Here is a 16,767-nt window from a genome sequence, read left to right on the forward strand (position 1 = left end):
TTACTCAGTCTTGAACACGGGGTTTCCGGCGGCGTCGATCATCCACCACAGGCTGCCGACGCTCTGTCCGAGCATGTCTCCGGGAACCTTGTCGTCGAGGTACCGATAGACGGGCTTGCCGTTGACGGTGATCTGGAAAGATCCTTCAGGCCCGTCGACAGTGTCGATGACGGCGTCGATTCCTTCGACGATCGGCGAATCCGTGACCGAGGTGACCGCCGGCCAGTAACGCAGGCACGCTTCGTCGCACGACCCGGCTTGTGAGTTCTCCTCGTCCGGGTTGTAGACGTAGACGGTCATGCCTTCGCCGTCGACGGCGATCGTCCCGAGTGGGGAGTCGGCGGTCTTCAGCAGGGGTGCATCAGCGGCGGCGGGTGGCGACAGCGACGTCGCAATGGCAGTGACGTTGTCTGCGCTGTCCCCGGAATCGAGGGCGTCGGGCGAGCAACCGGTGAGGATCAGGGCGCTACTCGCAACCGTCGCGAACAACCACTGTCTGCGCATGACGTCTCCGTTCTGGGCGGGAGTGCTCGGGACAAGCAATCGGGGATACCCGTTGCGGACGAGCTGAAAACGCCGGGCGTCCGGATTCCTCGACAATAGCTCTGTTACAGAGCTATTGTGAGGTGTGGATGAAATCGGAGCAGATCACAGGCTTTCGGATGATGTCCTGGAGACGCTCGGGCAATTGCGTCGAGGCACGAGGAAGGCATCGGGGCGACCGTTTGCAGAACGACCGCTCGGCGGCGCCCAAATCGAACTCGTCAGGCTGCTACGGCGCAACCCGGGTCTGTCGGTGGCTGAGGCTGCCGGGCGATTGGGTGTCGCGGCAAACACGGTGTCCACCCTGGTTCGGCAGCTCGTCGACGATGGAGTGATCGAACGGGTTGCCGACGAGGCTGATCGACGCGTCGCGCGATTGGTCCTCTCGGACGAGGCGCGCGCCCGCGTCGAAGTGTGGCGTGATCGCCGGAGTGTGATTGTCGGTCAGGCATTGTCGAGTCTGACCGGAGAAGACAGGGCGAGGATCGAGGCTGCGCTACCAGCCCTGTCGCGATTGGCGAGCGCTCTGGCAGCAGCCGGATCAGAAGGTGAGGGGCAGTGAGATGCTGACACAGTGGTGGAAGAGCCGAGCGGCAGGTTCACCCGACCCCGGCGCACACGCGGTCGAGATCGACTCGGTTACATACAAGTTCGGCGACCACCGCGCGGTGGACAACCTGAGTCTGGTCATCAACGCGGGGGAGTGCTTCGGCCTGCTCGGTCCCAACGGTGCAGGAAAGACTACGACGATCAGATTGCTCAACACGTTACTTCCTCTGCAAGACGGTGATATTCGGATTCTCGGTCGCTCAGTTCGTACCGAGGCGATGACCATTCGGCGCTACCTCGGGTACGTGCCACAACAGCTCTCGATCGAAAGCGCATTGACCGCACGCGAGAACGTGACCTGGTTCGCGCGACTGTACGACGTTCCGCGGTCCGAACGACGCGAGCGCGTCGACCAGGCGCTCGAGATGGTGGACCTGCTCGATTCAGGTGATCGTCTGGCGTCGAGTTTCTCCGGCGGTATGGTGCGACGTCTCGAACTTGCGCAGGCGCTGGTGAACCGACCGTCGTTGCTGGTACTCGACGAACCGACGGTGGGGCTGGATCCCATTGCCCGCGAATCCGTCTGGCAGCGAGTGGCGGAGATGCAGAAGCAGTACGGCATGACTGTGCTGCTGACGACGCACTACATGGAAGAAGCCGAGGAGCTGTGTGATCGTGTTGCGTTGATGCATCACGGTGAACTTCGAGCGGTGGGCGAGCCGAGCGCGTTGGCCGCCGAACTGGGGCCGGAGGCCACTCTCGAAGACGTGTTCCGTCACTACACCGGCGACGACCTCACCGGCGACAAGTCAGGAGGTCTCCGCGATGTCCGCAGTGCCCGTCGCACAGCGCGCCGCTTGGGCTGATCCCACTACCAACGGTTTCGCTCGATTGCTCTCGAGAATTTACACATTCTGCCTCGTGGAAGTTCAGAAGTTGCGGCACGACCGATCTGAATTGGTCACGCGCGCAATCCAGCCGATCCTCTGGTTGGTGATCTTCGGCCAGACGTTCAGTCATATCCGAGCGATCCCGACTGGCGACGTACCGTATCTCGACTTTCTCGCGCCCGGCATCATTGCGCAGTCCGCTCTTTTTGTTGCGATCTTCTACGGAATCCAGATCATCTGGGAGCGTGACGCGGGAGTCCTCACCAAATTGATGGTCACGCCGACGCCGCGCGCAGCATTGGTGACAGGTAAGGCATTCGCCGCCGGGATCCGCGCAGTCGCCCAGGCAATGGTGGTCGTCATCGTGGCGGCGCTGTTGGGCGTGAGTATGACGTGGAACCCGCTCAAACTGCTCGGGGTCGTATTGGTCGTTGTCCTGGGTTCAGCGTTCTTTGCCTGCTTGTCGGTCGCGATCGCGGGAATCGTGCTCAAACGAGATCGATTGATGGGCATCGGGCAGGCAATCACCATGCCATTGTTCTTTGCGTCCAACGCGCTGTACCCGGTCGAACTCATGCCGACGTGGGTTCAGTGGCTCAGCCGCATCAACCCGCTGAGCTACGAGGTGTCAGCACTGCGCGGTCTACTCATCGGAATGCCGACCAACTATGTCGTCGACTTCGGCGTGCTGATCGGGGCAGCGCTGCTCGGAATCGTCACCGCCTCGGCACTATTGGGCCGCTTGACTCGCTGATCTTCGCGCTGGATCAGTCACGAGTGAACGGTGGGGCGTACGTGCTGCAATCCGGAGGTACGGCCGGGAGTCCTTCGGACGAGCGAAGTTTCTCCGCAATCGACGAGAGTAGGTCCTGCGATTCAGGGGAGAGATCGACCGCTTTCATAGCCAGAGAACGCAATTCGCTGTCGTGGAACTCTTCGACAACCGAACGGTCTTCTTCCGGAATCAGTTCGGGATCTTGGCGAGGCGTCGGGCCGAAGAAGTACTCTGCTGCTACGCCGAAGTAATCGGCCAATGCCAAAACGACTTGCTCTGACGGATTTGTGCGCACACCGCTCCGGAGCTGAGAGAGGTACGGTGTCGAAATCTTGCATCCGCGTTGTGAAAGGGCTTCCACAACTTGTGCGTTGGTGAGTCTCGGTGCTGTGGCCGGGTACAAGGCGTTCAAGCGGTCCTTGAATGAATCGGTCACAATTCCTCCCTCGAGCGTGACCCAGCGTCACAGCTACTTCGCAGTTTTCACATAGTAGACGACACGGTTATTCCGGACTCCGGTCGAAAGTCCTTTCACCTGCGGATATTTGGCGCGGAGAGATTCCAAAGACTTTGTAAAGTATGTGATTTACGCCGCGTACTGACCGTTCGTTTTGCCAACGGGCGTGCGGGTGGCGTATAAGCAAAATGTCAGTGGTTACGCCGTTGCGCTGCAGGTTCTTTCGGCCGGTCCTATGTAGCTGCGTCGATGCATCGTGGCCCTGTCTGTAACGTGCGAGCGCTGCCGCCGGGCGCCGGACGTCACTCTCTCCGGCGGTTGGCGCGCCGCGTGTTCGGAACTCTTTCTCGGTGCTCTGCTCGACGCTCGCGCGTAGTGATGGGCGCGTATTTTTCTCGGCAGTCGAGAGTGAGCGGGCAGGTGTGTCGACCTGTCGAAAGTGGCGCGCGTCGAAAGCGGCCGATTGGTATGTCATCGACGTTGGAACACAGTGCTTCTCGTCAGTCGCCGCTATCTCCTGCGGTGAAATCAGCGTCGCCCGGACGTGTTTTGCGGCAGACCGAGCTCGAGGCGCAGCGTCTCGGCACGACATGTCGAGCGTCGCCTCTGCGTCTTTCGGATCGGAATAGCCCGCTGCGCCGGTAGTAGTCGACGTCCGTCGACATCGGGTGCGTGTCAGGACCCTTCGAAGGACTACGCGGCTTGCACAGGGAGGGCGGCAATTCTGTCGCACAGATCTACCATCAGCCCCTGCCGTGCGCTGCTCCTCCTGCAGGATGCGTGCCTCGGCCTCGGAAGCGGCTTATGGCACGGGGCTTGCTGACCGGCGCATACTGGTTACAACGCGGTGTGTTCGAAGGGCAGGACTGACATGGTCAGTGTCGAGAAGTGGGCGATGTGGGATTCCGCCGTGGAGGTGGATGTCACCGAAGGCGCTGCGCTGCCCACTGCACACGCGTTGATCGCAGCTGCCATCGACGAGACCGAGGCGGTGTGCGACCTTCGCCGGGGCGACGCCGAGATTCACGCCGTCAACCTCGCTCAGGGAACTCCGGTCAAAGTGACTCGGCGTATGTCTGCTCTCTTGCGGTCGGCGCTGTGGGCGGCCCGTATGACCGGCGGCGCAGTCAATCCGCTTGCCGACAACTACTCCGAGGACGAGTCCATCCCTCCGGTCCACCCGACCCCGACGTTCGAGGACGTACAGCTCGACGGCGACGTGGTGTACGCGCCCTGGGGTGCGTCGTTCGACATTACCGGAGTTGCCAAGGCAGACACCGTCGATCGCGCCGCGCAGATCGTGGCTGCCGAACTGCAATGTGGTGTTGCCGTACGGATCGGCGACGTGATCGCCACGGCCGGCCATGCACCGGCCGGTGGCTGGCAGATTCCGGTGCCGGGCAGCGAGGAAGTCGAACTGATCAACGGAACCGCGATGGCGACGGCGCGGGCGGTAGAGCTGCCCTCCTGGGAGCCGAACCAGGAGCGTCCCTCCACGGAATGGGCGCAAGTCTCGGTGATAGCGGACGACGCGGTGTGGGCGTACGCAGCGAGCGAAGCAGCGTTGATCCGGGGTATCAGCGCCATCAAATGGGTTGAACAGCAAGAGCTTCGCGCTCGGCTCGTCGACCGATCCGGACGTGTGTACGCGACGGAGAGTTGGTTCGGCCCTGCTGCCGCGTGAATCAGGCCCGTCCGCGCTCCTTGCGGTACCAGTGCACGAGTGCGTCGGTGGACGTGTCGCCGAGGTCGCCGGGTGCCTCTTCGGAGGAGAGTGCAGGTCCCAGTTCCAGTGCCTGCGTCTTGCCGAGTTCGACGCCCCACTGATCGAACGGATTGACACCCCACACAGCACCTTCGACGAATACCTGGTGCTCGTAGAGTGCGATCAACTGACCGACGACCGAGGGCGTCAATTCCTTGGCCAGGATGGTGCTCGAAGGCCGGTTGCCTGGCATCACCTTGTGCGGCACCAACTCCGGGGCCGTGCCCTCTGAAGCGATTTCTTCGGCAGTCTTGCCGAAGGCGAGAACCTTTGTCTGAGCGAAGAAGTTACTCATGAGCAGATCGTGCATGGATCCGGTGCCGTCCGCCGTCGGCAGATCGTCGGTGGATTCCGCGAAGCCGATGAAATCGGCGGGCACGAGCCACGTGCCCTGATGCAGGAGCTGATAGAACGCGTGTTGGCCGTTGGTTCCCGGCTCGCCCCAGAAGATTTCACCGGTGGACGTGGTCACCGGTGAGCCGTCGGCGCGAACCGACTTGCCGTTGGACTCCATGGTCAGCTGCTGCAGGTACGCGGGAAAGCGCAACAGGTCGTTCGAGTAGGGCAGCACTGCGCGGGACTGAGCGCCGAAGAAGTTGGAGTACCAGAGCCCGATGAGCCCGAGGAGAACCGGCGCGTTCTGCTCGAGCGGTTGGTTTCGGAAGTGCGTGTCGATCTGGTGGAAACCGTCGAGGAATTCGGCAAAACGAACGGGTCCGACGGCGCACATGACCGACAGTCCGATCGCCGAGTCGACGGAGTAGCGCCCGCCGACCCAATCCCAGAATCCGAACATGTTCGCGGTGTCGATGCCGAACTCCGCCACGCGATCACCATGGGTGGAGACTGCGACGAAATGCTTGGCTACGGCCGAGACGTCTTCGCTGCCCAGACCGGCGAACAGCCAACGCTTTGCCGCCGTCGCGTTGGTGAGCGTCTCGAGGGTGGAAAACGTCTTGGACGCGACGATGAAGAGCGTCGTCTCCGGATCGAGGTCGTCGAGCTGCCCGACCAGGTCGACCGGGTCGATGTTGGAGACGAACCGAACGCTGATCCCGGCGTCCGCGTAGTGCCGTAGCGCGCGATAGACCATCACGGGCCCGAGGTCGGAACCGCCGATGCCGATGTTGACGATGGTGCGGATGCGCTTGCCGGTGGCGCCCGTCCACTCGCCACTGCGCACCCGATCCGCGAAAGCGCCCATCGCGTCCAGAACTTCGTGAACGTCCGCGACGACGTCCTGACCGTCGACGGTCAGAGCAGAATCCTTCGGCAGACGCAGTGCTGTGTGCAGCACGGCTCGGTCTTCCGAGCTGTTGATGTGATCGCCCGCGAACATCGCGTCGCGTCGTGCCTCGACGCCGGCCTCGCGGGCCAGCTCGACGAGTAGCGCGAGAGTCTCGCGGCTGACGCGATGCTTGCTGTAGTCGATGTGAAGATCACCGGCGTCGATCGTCAGCTCTCGCCCGCGGGCTGGATCGTCCTGGAAGAGTTCTCGCAGGTGAACGCCTTCGATGTCGGCGTAATGAGCGCGCAGTTTCTGCCAGGCTGAGGTTCCGGTGATGTCAGTGCTCACGATCATCGACTTTAGTGGCACAAGCTGGAAACTTCCGCGTGAGTCTCGCTGGCGGGCAGACGGACGCGGCTCCGACGAGCATCATGGAACCCATGGACACATTCGAATTCATTCGATCAGTTCCCACCCAGTTGTTCGTCGGCGGCCGGTTCGTGCCCGCGGAGAACAACGCGACCTTCCCGGTGGCGGATCCGGCGACCGGAAAATCGTTGACCGACGTCGCCGATGCGAGCCCCGCGGACGCGCTGCGCGCTCTCGACGAAGCCGTGGCCGTCTCGTCGAAGTGGGCGAGCACACCTGCGCGCGAGCGTGGTGAAATTCTGCGAGCCGTCTTCGAGAAGATCACCGAGCGCGCCGAGGACGTGGCGCTGCTGATGACCCTCGAAATGGGCAAGGCACTCGCCGAGAGCCGTGCCGAGGTCAAATACGGCGCCGAGTTCTTCCGGTGGTTCAGCGAGGAGGCCGTTCGCATCGGCGGGCGCTACACGCCGGCGCCGGCGGGCAACGGCCGGATCCTTGTCACCAAGGCGCCGGTCGGACCGTGTCTGGCCATCACTCCCTGGAATTTTCCGTTGGCGATGGGCACCCGCAAGATCGGACCGGCGTTGGCCGCCGGCTGCACGATCATCGTCAAGCCCGCCTCGGAGACCCCGTTGACGATGCTGCTGCTCGCTCAACTCATGGCCGAAGCAGGGCTGCCCGACGGAGTCCTCTCGGTGTTGCCGACATCGAAATCCGGTGAAGTGACCGGCCCTCTCATCGACGACCCTCGACTGCGCAAGCTCACCTTCACCGGGTCCACCGGCGTCGGCAAGATGCTGGTGGAGAAGTCCGCGAAGCGATTGCTCCGCACGTCGATGGAATTGGGTGGCAATGCGCCCTTCGTCGTGTTCGACGACGCGGACGTCGACAAGGCAGTCGAGGGTGCGGTACTGGCCAAGCTTCGCAACGGAGGCGAAGCCTGCACCGCCGCCAACCGGTTCCATGTCGCCAACGCCGTGCGTGAGGAGTTCACGACCAAGCTGACCGAGAAGATGGCGGCGTTCACGATGGGACCGGGTACCGACCCGGAGACGAAGCTCGGCCCGCTGATCAACCAGAACCAGCTCGACACGGTCGCAGAGTTGGTTGCAGATGCGGTGGATGCCGGGGCGAAGGTTCGACTGGGCGGTAAAGCGCCAGGTGGTGAGGGGTACTTCTATCCGGCCACCGTGTTGGCCGACGTTCCGGCGAGCGCGCGGATACTGAAGGAAGAGGTGTTCGGACCCGTTGCCGCGATCACCGGCTTCGACACCGAAGCCGAAGGCATCGCGGCCGCCAACGACACCGAGTTCGGATTGGCTGCGTACATCTTCACGAGGGATCTCGACCGTGCGCTTCGGGTCTCCGATGCACTGGAATCAGGAATGATCGGCGTCAACCGAGGAGTGATCTCGGACGCGGCAGCGCCGTTCGGCGGTGTGAAGGAATCCGGATTCGGCCGCGAGGGCGGGACCGAGGGGATCGAGGAATACCTGAACACGAAGTACATCGCGCTCGAGAACTGATACACACACGAACGGCTACATCGGGACTGCCAGAGGCATCCGATGTAGCCGTTCGCAAGTGATCTGGGTGTGCGCTAGTGGCCCAGGCGTCCGCGGCCCAGGCGCAGGAGCAGCATCGCGAGGGTGTGGCCTTCCTGGCCCAGCTCGTTGAACCGTTCGAGGACCTTCATCTCTCGGCTGTGCACCAGACGCGGACCACCCGATGCCATCCGGGTACGGCCGATGATCTGGGAGACCTCGGAGCGGCGTTTGATGGCCGCGAGGATCTCGGCGTCGAGACGGTCGATTTCTTTCCGTAGTTCGTCGATCTCCGCCTCACTCTGGGGGATCTCGACGTCTGTCGGAGCAGTATTTACAGTATTTACAGTATTTCCATTGGGGGCTGCAGCCTGGGTGCTCATTGCTATTCGTCTCCTCTTCCTACTGCGTGGATCGTGGTCTCGGCTCGGGTCGTTACCGATCCAGGCACACTGACGAAAATGCCCCGGATCCGATTCGGACCAGGGGCGGGTGAGCTGTTCAGATCACGTGCACCGAGGTCCGGGGCACGTAAAGTAACGCCACAGCGGGCCGACGGGGTCGGCCGTGTTGTCGCGAACGGAAATGCTGAACATAGCGTCCAGTTTGCCATGCTCGACACAGGTAATCCAAGTGCCTCTACCAGCAGGTGGACGCACTGACGACCGTGTCGGTGGACGCCGGTACCGTGGACAGGCGATGAACACGTACCCAGCACTCGGTGAGCACGACGGACATTCCCAGCACGACGGGGGCGGCGCGCGGGGACATGGCGCGGGTCCGGACGCCCTCCTCGAGGGTCTCAACCCGCAACAGCGCGAGGCCGTGGTCCATGCCGGTTCGCCGTTGCTGATCGTCGCGGGCGCCGGCTCGGGCAAGACGGCAGTACTGACGCGTCGCATCGCCTATCTGCTGGCCGAACGGGGTGTCACCCCCGGTCAGATCCTGGCCATCACGTTCACCAACAAGGCTGCGGCCGAGATGCGCGAGCGTGTGGCAGCTCTTGTCGGACCGCGTGCCAACGCCATGTGGGTATCGACGTTCCACTCCAGTTGCGTGCGCATCCTGCGAGCACAGGCGGCGCTCCTGCCCGGTTTGAACTCGAATTTCTCGATCTACGATTCCGACGATTCGCGTCGACTGCTGACGATGATCTCGAAGGACCTCGAGCTCGACACCAAACGATTCTCCGCGCGGCTTCTCGCCACTCACATCTCCAACCTGAAGAACGAACTCGTCGGACCGGAAGAGGCGGTTGTCACAGCCGATCAGGATCCGGCCGAACTGCCGCGACTGATCGCCAAGGTCTACGGCCATTACCAACAGCGGTTGCGTGCGGCGAACGCACTCGACTTCGACGATCTCATCGGTGAGACCGTTGCGCTTCTCCAGGCGTTTCCCCAGATCGCCGAGTACTACCGCCGTCGCTTCCGTCACGTGCTCGTCGACGAGTACCAGGACACCAACCACGCGCAGTACATGCTGGTGCGTGAACTGGTCGGCGGTGCCGGAGAGTCCGACCATGCCGTTGCCCCGGCCGAATTGTGCGTCGTCGGTGACGCCGATCAGTCGATCTACGCATTCCGCGGAGCCACTATCCGCAACATCGAAGAGTTCGAACGCGACTACCCGGACGCTCGGACCATCCTTCTCGAACAGAACTACCGTTCGACGCAGAACATTCTGTCTGCGGCCAACTCCGTGATTTCCAAGAACACCGGCCGACGTGAAAAGCGTCTGTGGACCGATTCGGGTGAAGGTGAACTGATCGTCGGCTACGTTGCAGACAACGAGCACGACGAAGCATCTTTTGTCGCCTCGGAGATCGATCGGCTGGTGGACCAGGGCGAGACCAAATTCGCCGACATCGCGGTGTTCTACCGGACCAACAACTCCTCACGCGCGCTCGAGGAGATCTTCATTCGACTCGGAGTGCCGTACAAGGTGGTCGGCGGCGTTCGCTTCTACGAGCGCAAGGAAGTTCGGGACATCGTCGCGTATCTGCGCGTCCTCGCCAACGAAGACGACACTGTGAGCCTGCGACGCATTCTCAACACGCCACGACGCGGTATCGGTGATCGAGCCGAAGCCTGTGTCGCCGTGCACTCCGAGCATCGCAACATCAGCTTCGCCGCCGCACTGCGCGACGGCGCGGAAGGCAAAGTGGCGCTGCTCAATACGCGGTCACAGAAGGCCATCGCGTCGTTCCTCGAGATGATGGACGGGCTGCGGGCCCTGCTGCCGACACCGGCCGCCGACGAGGACGAACCCTTCGAACTCGGTGACATCGGTGAGGTCGCCGAGGCGGTGCTCGAGCGAACCGGCTACCGCGCCGAGCTTGCGGCCAGCAGCGATCCACAGGACGGCGCGCGGCTCGACAACTTGAATGAACTTGTCAGCGTGGCAAGAGAATTCAGCTCCGACGCACGAAACGCGGCCGGACTGATCGATCCGGACGACGAGGAAACCGCAGCAATGCGTGAAGGCGAACCCGATCCGGGTTCGCTCGCCGCCTTCCTCGAACGGGTATCACTTGTCGCCGACGCCGATCAACTGCCGGACTCCGACGACGGCGTCGTGACGATGATGACGCTTCACACCGCCAAGGGCCTCGAGTTCCCGGTCGTCTTCGTCACCGGTTGGGAGGACGGGCAGTTCCCGCACATGCGCGCCCTCGGTGATCCGGCAGAGCTGTCCGAAGAGCGTCGACTCGCTTACGTCGGCATCACCCGTGCCAGGCAGCGCCTGTACCTGACGCGCGCGATCATGCGTTCGGCTTGGGGACAACCGATCCAGAACCCGGCGTCGCGGTTCATCCAGGAGATCCCGGAGGACCTGATCAATTGGCGCCGTGAGGATCCGGGCACCGGTGGTGGATTCGGAAGCGGCAGGCCGGGTTACGGCAGCGGAAGCCGATACGGCAGCCAGGGCGGCCAGGGATACGGTGGCGGGCAGAACTACGGGGGAGGCTCCGGCAAGGCTGCGTCGACTCCCAGTTTCGGTGCCGCGCGTGGCCGCAACAACGTTCTGGTCCTTGCCACGGGTGACCGCGTCAGTCACGACAAGTACGGTCTGGGCACCGTGTTGGAAACCAAGGGCACCGGACCCACCGCGACGGTCACCATCGACTTCGGTAGCGCGGGCAAGGTGCGGTTGATGCTCATCGGCGGTGTGCCGATGGTCAAGCTGTAGAAGACAGACAAAAAACTTCCGGCCCGTACCTGGAAAGGTGCGGGCCGGAAGTTTTTGTCAGAAGCGTTGGGCTTGCGGTCAGTCCTGCTCGATACCGAGGCTGATGCCGCGTGATGCGAGCCAAGGGAGGGGGTCGATCTTGTTCTCGCCGGCGAGGTGAACCTCGAAGTGAAGGTGCGGGCCGGTGGAGAAGCCGCGGTTGCCGACAGTGGCGATCTGGTCGCCGGCCATGACCTGCTGACCGACGGTGACGGTGGACGTGTCGATGTGGCCGTAGACGGTGATCGTTCCGTCTGCGTGCTGTAGGCGTACCCACATGCCGAATCCGGAAGCCGGACCTGAATCGATGACCTTGCCGTCGGCGACTGCGACGATGGGCGTCCCGATCGGGGCGGCGATGTCGACGCCGGCGTGCAGGGTGCCCCAGCGGGTGCCGAAGTTGGACGTGAACGTGCCGACTGCCGGCAGGACGAACAGCGGGCGACGGGCAGCTGCTTCGCGTGCTGCGCGCTCGTCACTGAAACGCTGGCCCTTGGCAAGCAGGTTGCTGAACTGGGAGAGGTCGGTCGGTGCTGCGACGTTGAGGACCTGGGGAGCGTCGGCCTCGGTGGTGGCTGCCGTGGAGGTGGCCGGAGCGAACTGAGCGGCCTGCGGTTCTGCGGTGGTGCCGATCGCGGAGGACTCGTTGGCGAGTGCAACTTCCGAGTGGTCGGCGGCGGAAGAGGAACCGTCGTTGACAACTGCCTGGCCCGCGGCGACAACTGCGCCGGCTGCAACTGCCAGAACGGCGGCGCGGCCCTTGAGAGCAGAGGGAGGGGTGGGGAGTCGGTGAGCACCGCTGCGGCGAACCGGAGATTCGACATCGACTGTCGGTGCGGAAGAGGCGTAAGTGGGGGTGCTGATCACGTCGGACTCGACGAACTCGTGAGAGTCGGAATCTGACGACGTGGAGGATGAATTTCGAGTGAACATATCGGTAGAGATCTCAGAACTTTTGGTCTCGGTGTAACGCCTGGCCGAGTGCGTTGGATAAGTGGTCGTGACCTCGTCTGGAGCTGAGTTCGAGAACCTACTAGCGGTGAACTGGCTGCGGTGATGCATATGCCGGTTCTCTCCTCGAGTTCGTGATCAGCCCGTGACTTAGACCGACTGACGGTAACGAAATGATTGCGATGGGCGCAAGCCGTAGCGGAAACCTGTCCGATTATGTGACGTGCCTCACAGCTTGACCTGGGAATATGTCGATACGGGCAAAACGGACGAATCATCTCGTTTCGTGATCACGCGTGTCACAACCGGATCACCGGTCCATTCAGGCACTACCGTCGATCGAGTGTCCACAACACCTGGAACTACGTCGCAGGCGCGTTTCGACGACCCCGGAGTGAAGTCCGGGGCGCCACTCGCGGCGGTAATCGGACTGCTCGGTGCCGTCGGAGTGGCGGCCAGTCCCGTCGTCGGAGTCGGGAGTGGCCGCGGGGTCGACACGACGGGGGCTCTTGCTTCTGCCGCTCTCTTCGCGGCCGTCTGCACGATCATCGTGCCGTTGGTTGCAGTGCTCACCTCGGGCCGCAGGCCCGCCTTGGCCGGTGGACTCCTGGCCGGTATCGGGGCGGTGTCGCTCGGAGCGGCAATTCTCGACGTCCAGTTGTTCGTCGACGCAATCGATGCAAACCGCTTGGACCTTTTCCGTCCGATTTCGGCGGGTTCGATCGATGCGGGTCCTGGCGCTTATCTCGCGCTCGCGGGACACTGCCTTCTTGTCCTGTCCGGGGTGCTCGGACTTGTCGCCGTCCATCGTGAATCGGAACGGGACGGATACGGCAGCGCTCGCGCCGCGGAATTCGACGGGCGATCGGTTGGCGGACGGATCGGCGCGTGGCCGACAGCGCTGCTGATTCTGGCTGCTGTGATTTTCGTCCTCTCCCTGTTCGGTCCTTCCTTCAGTTCGCAGGATCCGATCTTTCTGGTCAAACCGCTCGTCGACTCTGCGTCGGCCACTGCCGTCGGTACAGGATTGGTCGGCGTCGCGGTGCTCGTTGCGGTCGCGGCGGCATTGACGTCCATCTCCCTACCGGTGGGCTGCGGCGCCTTGATCGGTGTCGGTCTCGGCGCACTCGCAGTCAGTGGAACCAGGGTGATGGCTGGGTTCGCGGCCGGCGATCGAATCGGCGTCGGTTCGGGATCCGTGGTCGGGGCACTGGCCGCCGTGGTCATCGTCGTGATCGGAGTTTCAGCGCCTTACCTCGCATCCAGGCGTGAAACGGATGCGATTCCCGCTGAAAGTGTGGTCCGCGCGCCTGCGAAGACAACAAAGGGTGCGCTCAAGGCAGCGATGGTGGCTCAGTCCCGGGCGGCGCAAGCGCGGGTGAACAGACTTCACCGCGTTGCCGGTACCGCCGCAATCATCACTGCGGCTGTTGCGGGCGTCGGCTCGGCTTTGCCTGTCCTGTCGTTGCCGGATGGAATCCCGGAGCCGTCGATGCTGTCGTCTCGAGTTGTCCTGCTCGCGGCTGCCGTATTGCTCCTCGCCGCGCTGGGCCTGTTTGCCCCGGGCCGCGCCGCCGTGGTGCGTCCGGCCGTCGGAGTGCTGTGGACCACCGTCGTGATGGGCGTCGCGGCTGTCATGCAGTCGGCGGTCATCGCGACGGACGTTCCAGGCGTCGGGTTAGGTGCCGGCGCCTTCGTTCTTTGTGGCGCGGCTCTCCTCGCTGCGGCGACGGGACTGCTCGTCTGGCTGGCGGGAAGCGCAGAACGTGAAGACGTCGACACGTCGGTAGACGGCGGTTCGAGAGGGCTGGTGCTTCTCGTCGGTGGGATCGGCGCAGTCGCAGTCCTGATCGGGACCGCGCTTCCCCTCTATCGGGGTGATGCCTACACAGCGGCGTCAGTTCTGGAGTGGCCGTGGGGAATTGACGTCTGGGGGCAACTGCTCGTCGGCGTCACCGTCGTGATCGCCGCTGTGATCGCAGCGTCTGCGCGGCCGGCTCGAGGCGCGGCATTGCTGATCGGATCTGCCGTGGCAGCTCTGGTGTACGTCAGTGAGTGGCCGCTCACGTCATCGCGCATATCGGACGCAACCGTGGGGGTGGGTGCGATCACAGCGGCCACGGGCATAGTGTTGCTTCTCGTTGCAGCGTTCTCGAGCGCAAGAATCAGTGAGACTGATGCTTGACAAATTCGGTGTGGCCACCTTGCTCGATCGGTGAGGCGTGCCTCATTGCGCATTTGCGCGTGACTTGGGCCACATAGCATCAGTGCGGGCGCAAACCGAACGCGGCAACTGGTTAAAGTCCAGAACAGACCCGCTCCTACCCCTCGAGCGGGTGACAACGCAGACGAGACGGTGAGCAGATGGATCTCTTCGAATACCAGGCGAAGGAACTCTTCGCCAAGCACGGAGTGCCGACTTCGGCTGGACGTGTTACAGACACAGTCGCCGGCGCACGCGAGATTGCCGAAGAAATCGGTAAGCCCGTGATGGTGAAGGCACAGGTCAAGGTAGGCGGCCGCGGCAAGGCCGGTGGCGTCAAGTACTCGCCCGACGTGGATGCCGCAGTGGCAAACGCCGAGGCAATCCTGGGCCTGGACATCAAGGGCCATGTCGTCAAGAAGCTGCTGGTCGCAGAGGCAAGTGACATTGCCGAGGAGTACTACATCTCCTTCCTGCTCGACCGCACCAACCGCACCTACCTGGCCATGTGCTCGGTAGAGGGTGGCGTCGAGATCGAGGTCACCGCCGAGGAGAACCCCGACGCTCTCGCCAAGATCCCCGTCGACGCAGTCAAGGGCGTCGACCTCGCGTTCGCGCGCAGCATCGCCGAGGCAGGAAAGCTGCCCGCAGAGGTGCTCGACGCAGCGGCCGTCACGATCCAGAAGCTGTGGGAGGTCTTCATCAACGAGGACGCACTCCTCGTCGAGGTCAACCCCCTCGTTCGCACGCCTGACGATCAGATCCTCGCCCTCGACGGCAAGGTCACCCTCGATGAGAACGCAGCGTTCCGTCAGCCCGGCCACGAGGCATTCGAGGATCGCGACGCTACCGATCCCCTCGAGCTCAAGGCCAAGGAAAACGACCTCAACTACGTCAAGCTCGACGGTGAGGTCGGAATCATCGGCAACGGCGCAGGCCTGGTCATGTCCACCCTGGACGTCGTCGCATACGCCGGCGAGAACCACGGTGGCGTCAAGCCCGCCAACTTCCTCGACATCGGCGGCGGAGCTTCCGCTGCAGTCATGGCTGCCGGCCTCGACGTCATCCTGAACGACGCACAGGTCAAGAGCGTGTTCGTCAACGTCTTCGGCGGCATCACCGCGTGTGACGCAGTTGCCAACGGCATCGTCGGCGCACTGAAGACCCTGGGCGACGAGGCCAACAAGCCGCTCGTCGTTCGCCTGGACGGAAACAACGTCGAAGAGGGTCGTCGCATCCTCGCCGAGGCCAACCACCCGCTGGTCACGGTCGTCGCAACCATGGACGAGGCCGCCGACAAGGCCGCCGAACTCGCTCACGCAGCGAAGTAAGGGACTCACAGAACAATGGCAATCTTCCTCACCAAGGATTCAAAGGTCATCGTCCAGGGCATCACCGGCGGCGAGGGCACCAAGCACACCGCTCTGATGCTCAAGGCCGGCACCCAGGTCGTCGGCGGCGTCAACGCTCGCAAGGCCGGCACCACGGTCTCGCACGTTGCTGCTGACGGTTCCCCTGTCGAGCTCCCCGTCTTCGCGACGGTCGAAGAGGCAATCAAGGAGACCGGCGCAGACGTCTCCATCGCATTCGTTCCCCCGGCCTTCTCGAAGGACGCCATCGTCGAGGCCATCGACGCGGAGATCCCGCTCCTCGTGGTCATCACCGAGGGCATCCCGGTTCAGGACTCCGCTTACGCTTGGGCGTACAACGAGTCCAAGGGCAAGAAGACGCGCATCATCGGACCGAACTGCCCCGGCATCATCACCCCGGGTGAGGCCCTCGTCGGCATCACGCCCGCCAACATTGCAGGCACCGGCCCCATCGGCCTGGTCTCCAAGTCGGGCACCCTGACCTACCAGATGATGTACGAACTCCGTGACTTCGGCTTCTCCACCGCCATCGGCATCGGCGGCGACCCGGTCATCGGAACCACCCACATCGACGCCATCGAGGCGTTCGAGAAGGATCCCGAGACCAAGGTCATCGTGATGATCGGTGAAATCGGTGGCGACGCGGAAGAGCGTGCAGCCGATTACATCAAGGCCAACGTCACCAAGCCGGTCGTCGGCTACGTGGCTGGCTTCACCGCTCCCGAAGGCAAGACCATGGGCCACGCAGGCGCCATCGTCTCCGGTTCCTCGGGAACGGCTCAGGCAAAGCAGGAAGCTCTCGAAGCTGCAGGCGTGAAGGTCGGCAAGACGCCGTCCGCCACTGCTGCTCTCGCTCGCGAGATTCTTCAGTCCCTGTAAGGGGCTTCGCCCC

General features: G+C 63.2%; 14 protein-coding genes. 9 read left to right on the plus strand and 5 right to left on the minus strand.

The features are described from left to right. Positions 1 to 504, minus strand: coding sequence for a COG4315 family predicted lipoprotein (locus RE4_RS06440; protein ID WP_019744765.1), 504 nt, complete (start codon positions 502 to 504; stop codon positions 1 to 3). 124 nt (positions 505 to 628) lie between these two features. Here RE4_RS06440 and RE4_RS06445 point away from each other — a divergent pair, with 124 nt between their 5' ends. From RE4_RS06445 to RE4_RS06455, 3 genes are read left to right on the plus strand one after another with little or no spacing between them, the layout of a single operon-like run. Beyond that, positions 629 to 1,105 carry a MarR family winged helix-turn-helix transcriptional regulator gene (locus tag RE4_RS06445; RefSeq protein WP_020908655.1) on the plus strand — a complete coding sequence of 159 codons (477 nt, stop codon included), beginning with the start codon at positions 629 to 631 and terminating at the stop codon, positions 1,103 to 1,105. A gap of 1 nt (position 1,106) precedes the next feature. Next, a complete protein-coding gene (locus RE4_RS06450) occupies positions 1,107 to 1,958 on the plus strand; it encodes an ABC transporter ATP-binding protein (protein WP_021332293.1) in 852 nt (283 codons plus the stop codon). Beyond that, complete coding sequence (locus RE4_RS06455) at positions 1,918 to 2,736, plus strand: ABC transporter permease (protein WP_019744762.1); 819 nt, start codon at positions 1,918 to 1,920, stop codon at positions 2,734 to 2,736. Before RE4_RS06450 ends, RE4_RS06455 begins: the two co-directional genes overlap by 41 nt. 13 nt (positions 2,737 to 2,749) lie before the next feature. Here RE4_RS06455 and RE4_RS06460 read toward each other — a convergent pair whose 3' ends face one another. Beyond that, on the minus strand, positions 2,750 to 3,193 hold the full coding sequence (locus RE4_RS06460) for a helix-turn-helix domain-containing protein (protein ID WP_019744761.1): 444 nt from the start codon (positions 3,191 to 3,193) through the stop codon (positions 2,750 to 2,752). Positions 3,194 to 4,085: 892 nt separating this feature from the next. Here RE4_RS06460 and RE4_RS06465 point away from each other — a divergent pair. After that, a complete protein-coding gene (locus RE4_RS06465) occupies positions 4,086 to 4,898 on the plus strand; it encodes an FAD:protein FMN transferase (protein WP_020970361.1) in 813 nt (270 codons plus the stop codon). Between the two features lies 1 nt (position 4,899). On the opposite strand, the gene pgi is transcribed toward RE4_RS06465, so the two are convergent. Beyond that, positions 4,900 to 6,555 carry a glucose-6-phosphate isomerase gene (pgi, locus tag RE4_RS06470; protein ID WP_021345178.1) on the minus strand — a complete coding sequence of 552 codons (1,656 nt, stop codon included), beginning with the start codon at positions 6,553 to 6,555 and terminating at the stop codon, positions 4,900 to 4,902. A gap of 92 nt (positions 6,556 to 6,647) precedes the next feature. Between pgi and RE4_RS06475 the strand changes: the two genes are divergently transcribed. Continuing rightward, a complete protein-coding gene (locus RE4_RS06475; RefSeq protein WP_024487185.1) occupies positions 6,648 to 8,102 on the plus strand; it encodes an NAD-dependent succinate-semialdehyde dehydrogenase in 1,455 nt (484 codons plus the stop codon). 74 nt (positions 8,103 to 8,176) lie between these two features. Here RE4_RS06475 and RE4_RS06480 read toward each other — a convergent pair whose 3' ends face one another. Beyond that, on the minus strand, positions 8,177 to 8,503 hold the full coding sequence (locus tag RE4_RS06480) for a chorismate mutase (RefSeq protein WP_019744757.1): 327 nt from the start codon (positions 8,501 to 8,503) through the stop codon (positions 8,177 to 8,179). 316 nt (positions 8,504 to 8,819) lie between these two features. On the opposite strand from RE4_RS06480, the gene pcrA reads away from it, so the two are divergent. Further along, entirely contained in the window at positions 8,820 to 11,312 is a 2,493-nt protein-coding gene (pcrA, locus tag RE4_RS06485) for a DNA helicase PcrA (RefSeq protein WP_060938217.1), read from the plus strand. A 78-nt stretch (positions 11,313 to 11,390) separates the two neighbouring features. Here pcrA and RE4_RS06490 read toward each other — a convergent pair whose 3' ends face one another. Beyond that, entirely contained in the window at positions 11,391 to 12,413 is a 1,023-nt protein-coding gene (locus RE4_RS06490) for a M23 family metallopeptidase (protein WP_020970357.1), read from the minus strand. A gap of 232 nt (positions 12,414 to 12,645) precedes the next feature. Between RE4_RS06490 and RE4_RS06495 the strand changes: the two genes are divergently transcribed. From RE4_RS06495 to sucD, 3 genes are all read left to right on the plus strand, one after another. Further along, the gene (locus RE4_RS06495; protein ID WP_238076524.1) at positions 12,646 to 14,487 is read left to right on the plus strand and encodes a hypothetical protein; all 1,842 of its coding nucleotides are present in this window, start codon (positions 12,646 to 12,648) and stop codon (positions 14,485 to 14,487) included. A 179-nt stretch (positions 14,488 to 14,666) separates the two neighbouring features. Next, positions 14,667 to 15,836 (plus strand): ADP-forming succinate--CoA ligase subunit beta, encoded by a 1,170-nt coding sequence (sucC, locus tag RE4_RS06500; RefSeq protein WP_019744753.1) that lies wholly within the window; start codon positions 14,667 to 14,669, stop codon positions 15,834 to 15,836. A 15-nt stretch (positions 15,837 to 15,851) separates the two neighbouring features. After that, positions 15,852 to 16,754, plus strand: coding sequence for a succinate--CoA ligase subunit alpha (sucD, locus tag RE4_RS06505; RefSeq protein WP_003946432.1), 903 nt, complete (start codon positions 15,852 to 15,854; stop codon positions 16,752 to 16,754). The last annotated feature ends 13 nt before the right edge of the window (positions 16,755 to 16,767 follow it).

The organism is Rhodococcus erythropolis NBRC 15567 (assembly GCF_001552595.1).
Lineage (GTDB): Bacteria > Actinomycetota > Actinomycetes > Mycobacteriales > Mycobacteriaceae > Rhodococcus_F > Rhodococcus_F erythropolis.

Coding starts and splice junctions, on each gene's coding strand:
- RE4_RS06480 (WP_019744757.1), bottom strand. CDS start 8,503: ATGAGCACCCAGGCTGCAGCCCCCAATGGAAATACTGTAAATACTGTA.
- RE4_RS06475 (WP_024487185.1), top strand. CDS start 6,648: ATGGACACATTCGAATTCATTCGATCAGTTCCCACCCAGTTGTTCGTC.
- RE4_RS06490 (WP_020970357.1), bottom strand. CDS start 12,413: ATGCATCACCGCAGCCAGTTCACCGCTAGTAGGTTCTCGAACTCAGCT.
- pcrA (WP_060938217.1), top strand. CDS start 8,820: ATGAACACGTACCCAGCACTCGGTGAGCACGACGGACATTCCCAGCAC.
- sucC (WP_019744753.1), top strand. CDS start 14,667: ATGGATCTCTTCGAATACCAGGCGAAGGAACTCTTCGCCAAGCACGGA.
- RE4_RS06465 (WP_020970361.1), top strand. CDS start 4,086: ATGGTCAGTGTCGAGAAGTGGGCGATGTGGGATTCCGCCGTGGAGGTG.
- RE4_RS06455 (WP_019744762.1), top strand. CDS start 1,918: ATGTCCGCAGTGCCCGTCGCACAGCGCGCCGCTTGGGCTGATCCCACT.
- RE4_RS06440 (WP_019744765.1), bottom strand. CDS start 504: ATGCGCAGACAGTGGTTGTTCGCGACGGTTGCGAGTAGCGCCCTGATC.
- sucD (WP_003946432.1), top strand. CDS start 15,852: ATGGCAATCTTCCTCACCAAGGATTCAAAGGTCATCGTCCAGGGCATC.
- RE4_RS06450 (WP_021332293.1), top strand. CDS start 1,107: ATGCTGACACAGTGGTGGAAGAGCCGAGCGGCAGGTTCACCCGACCCC.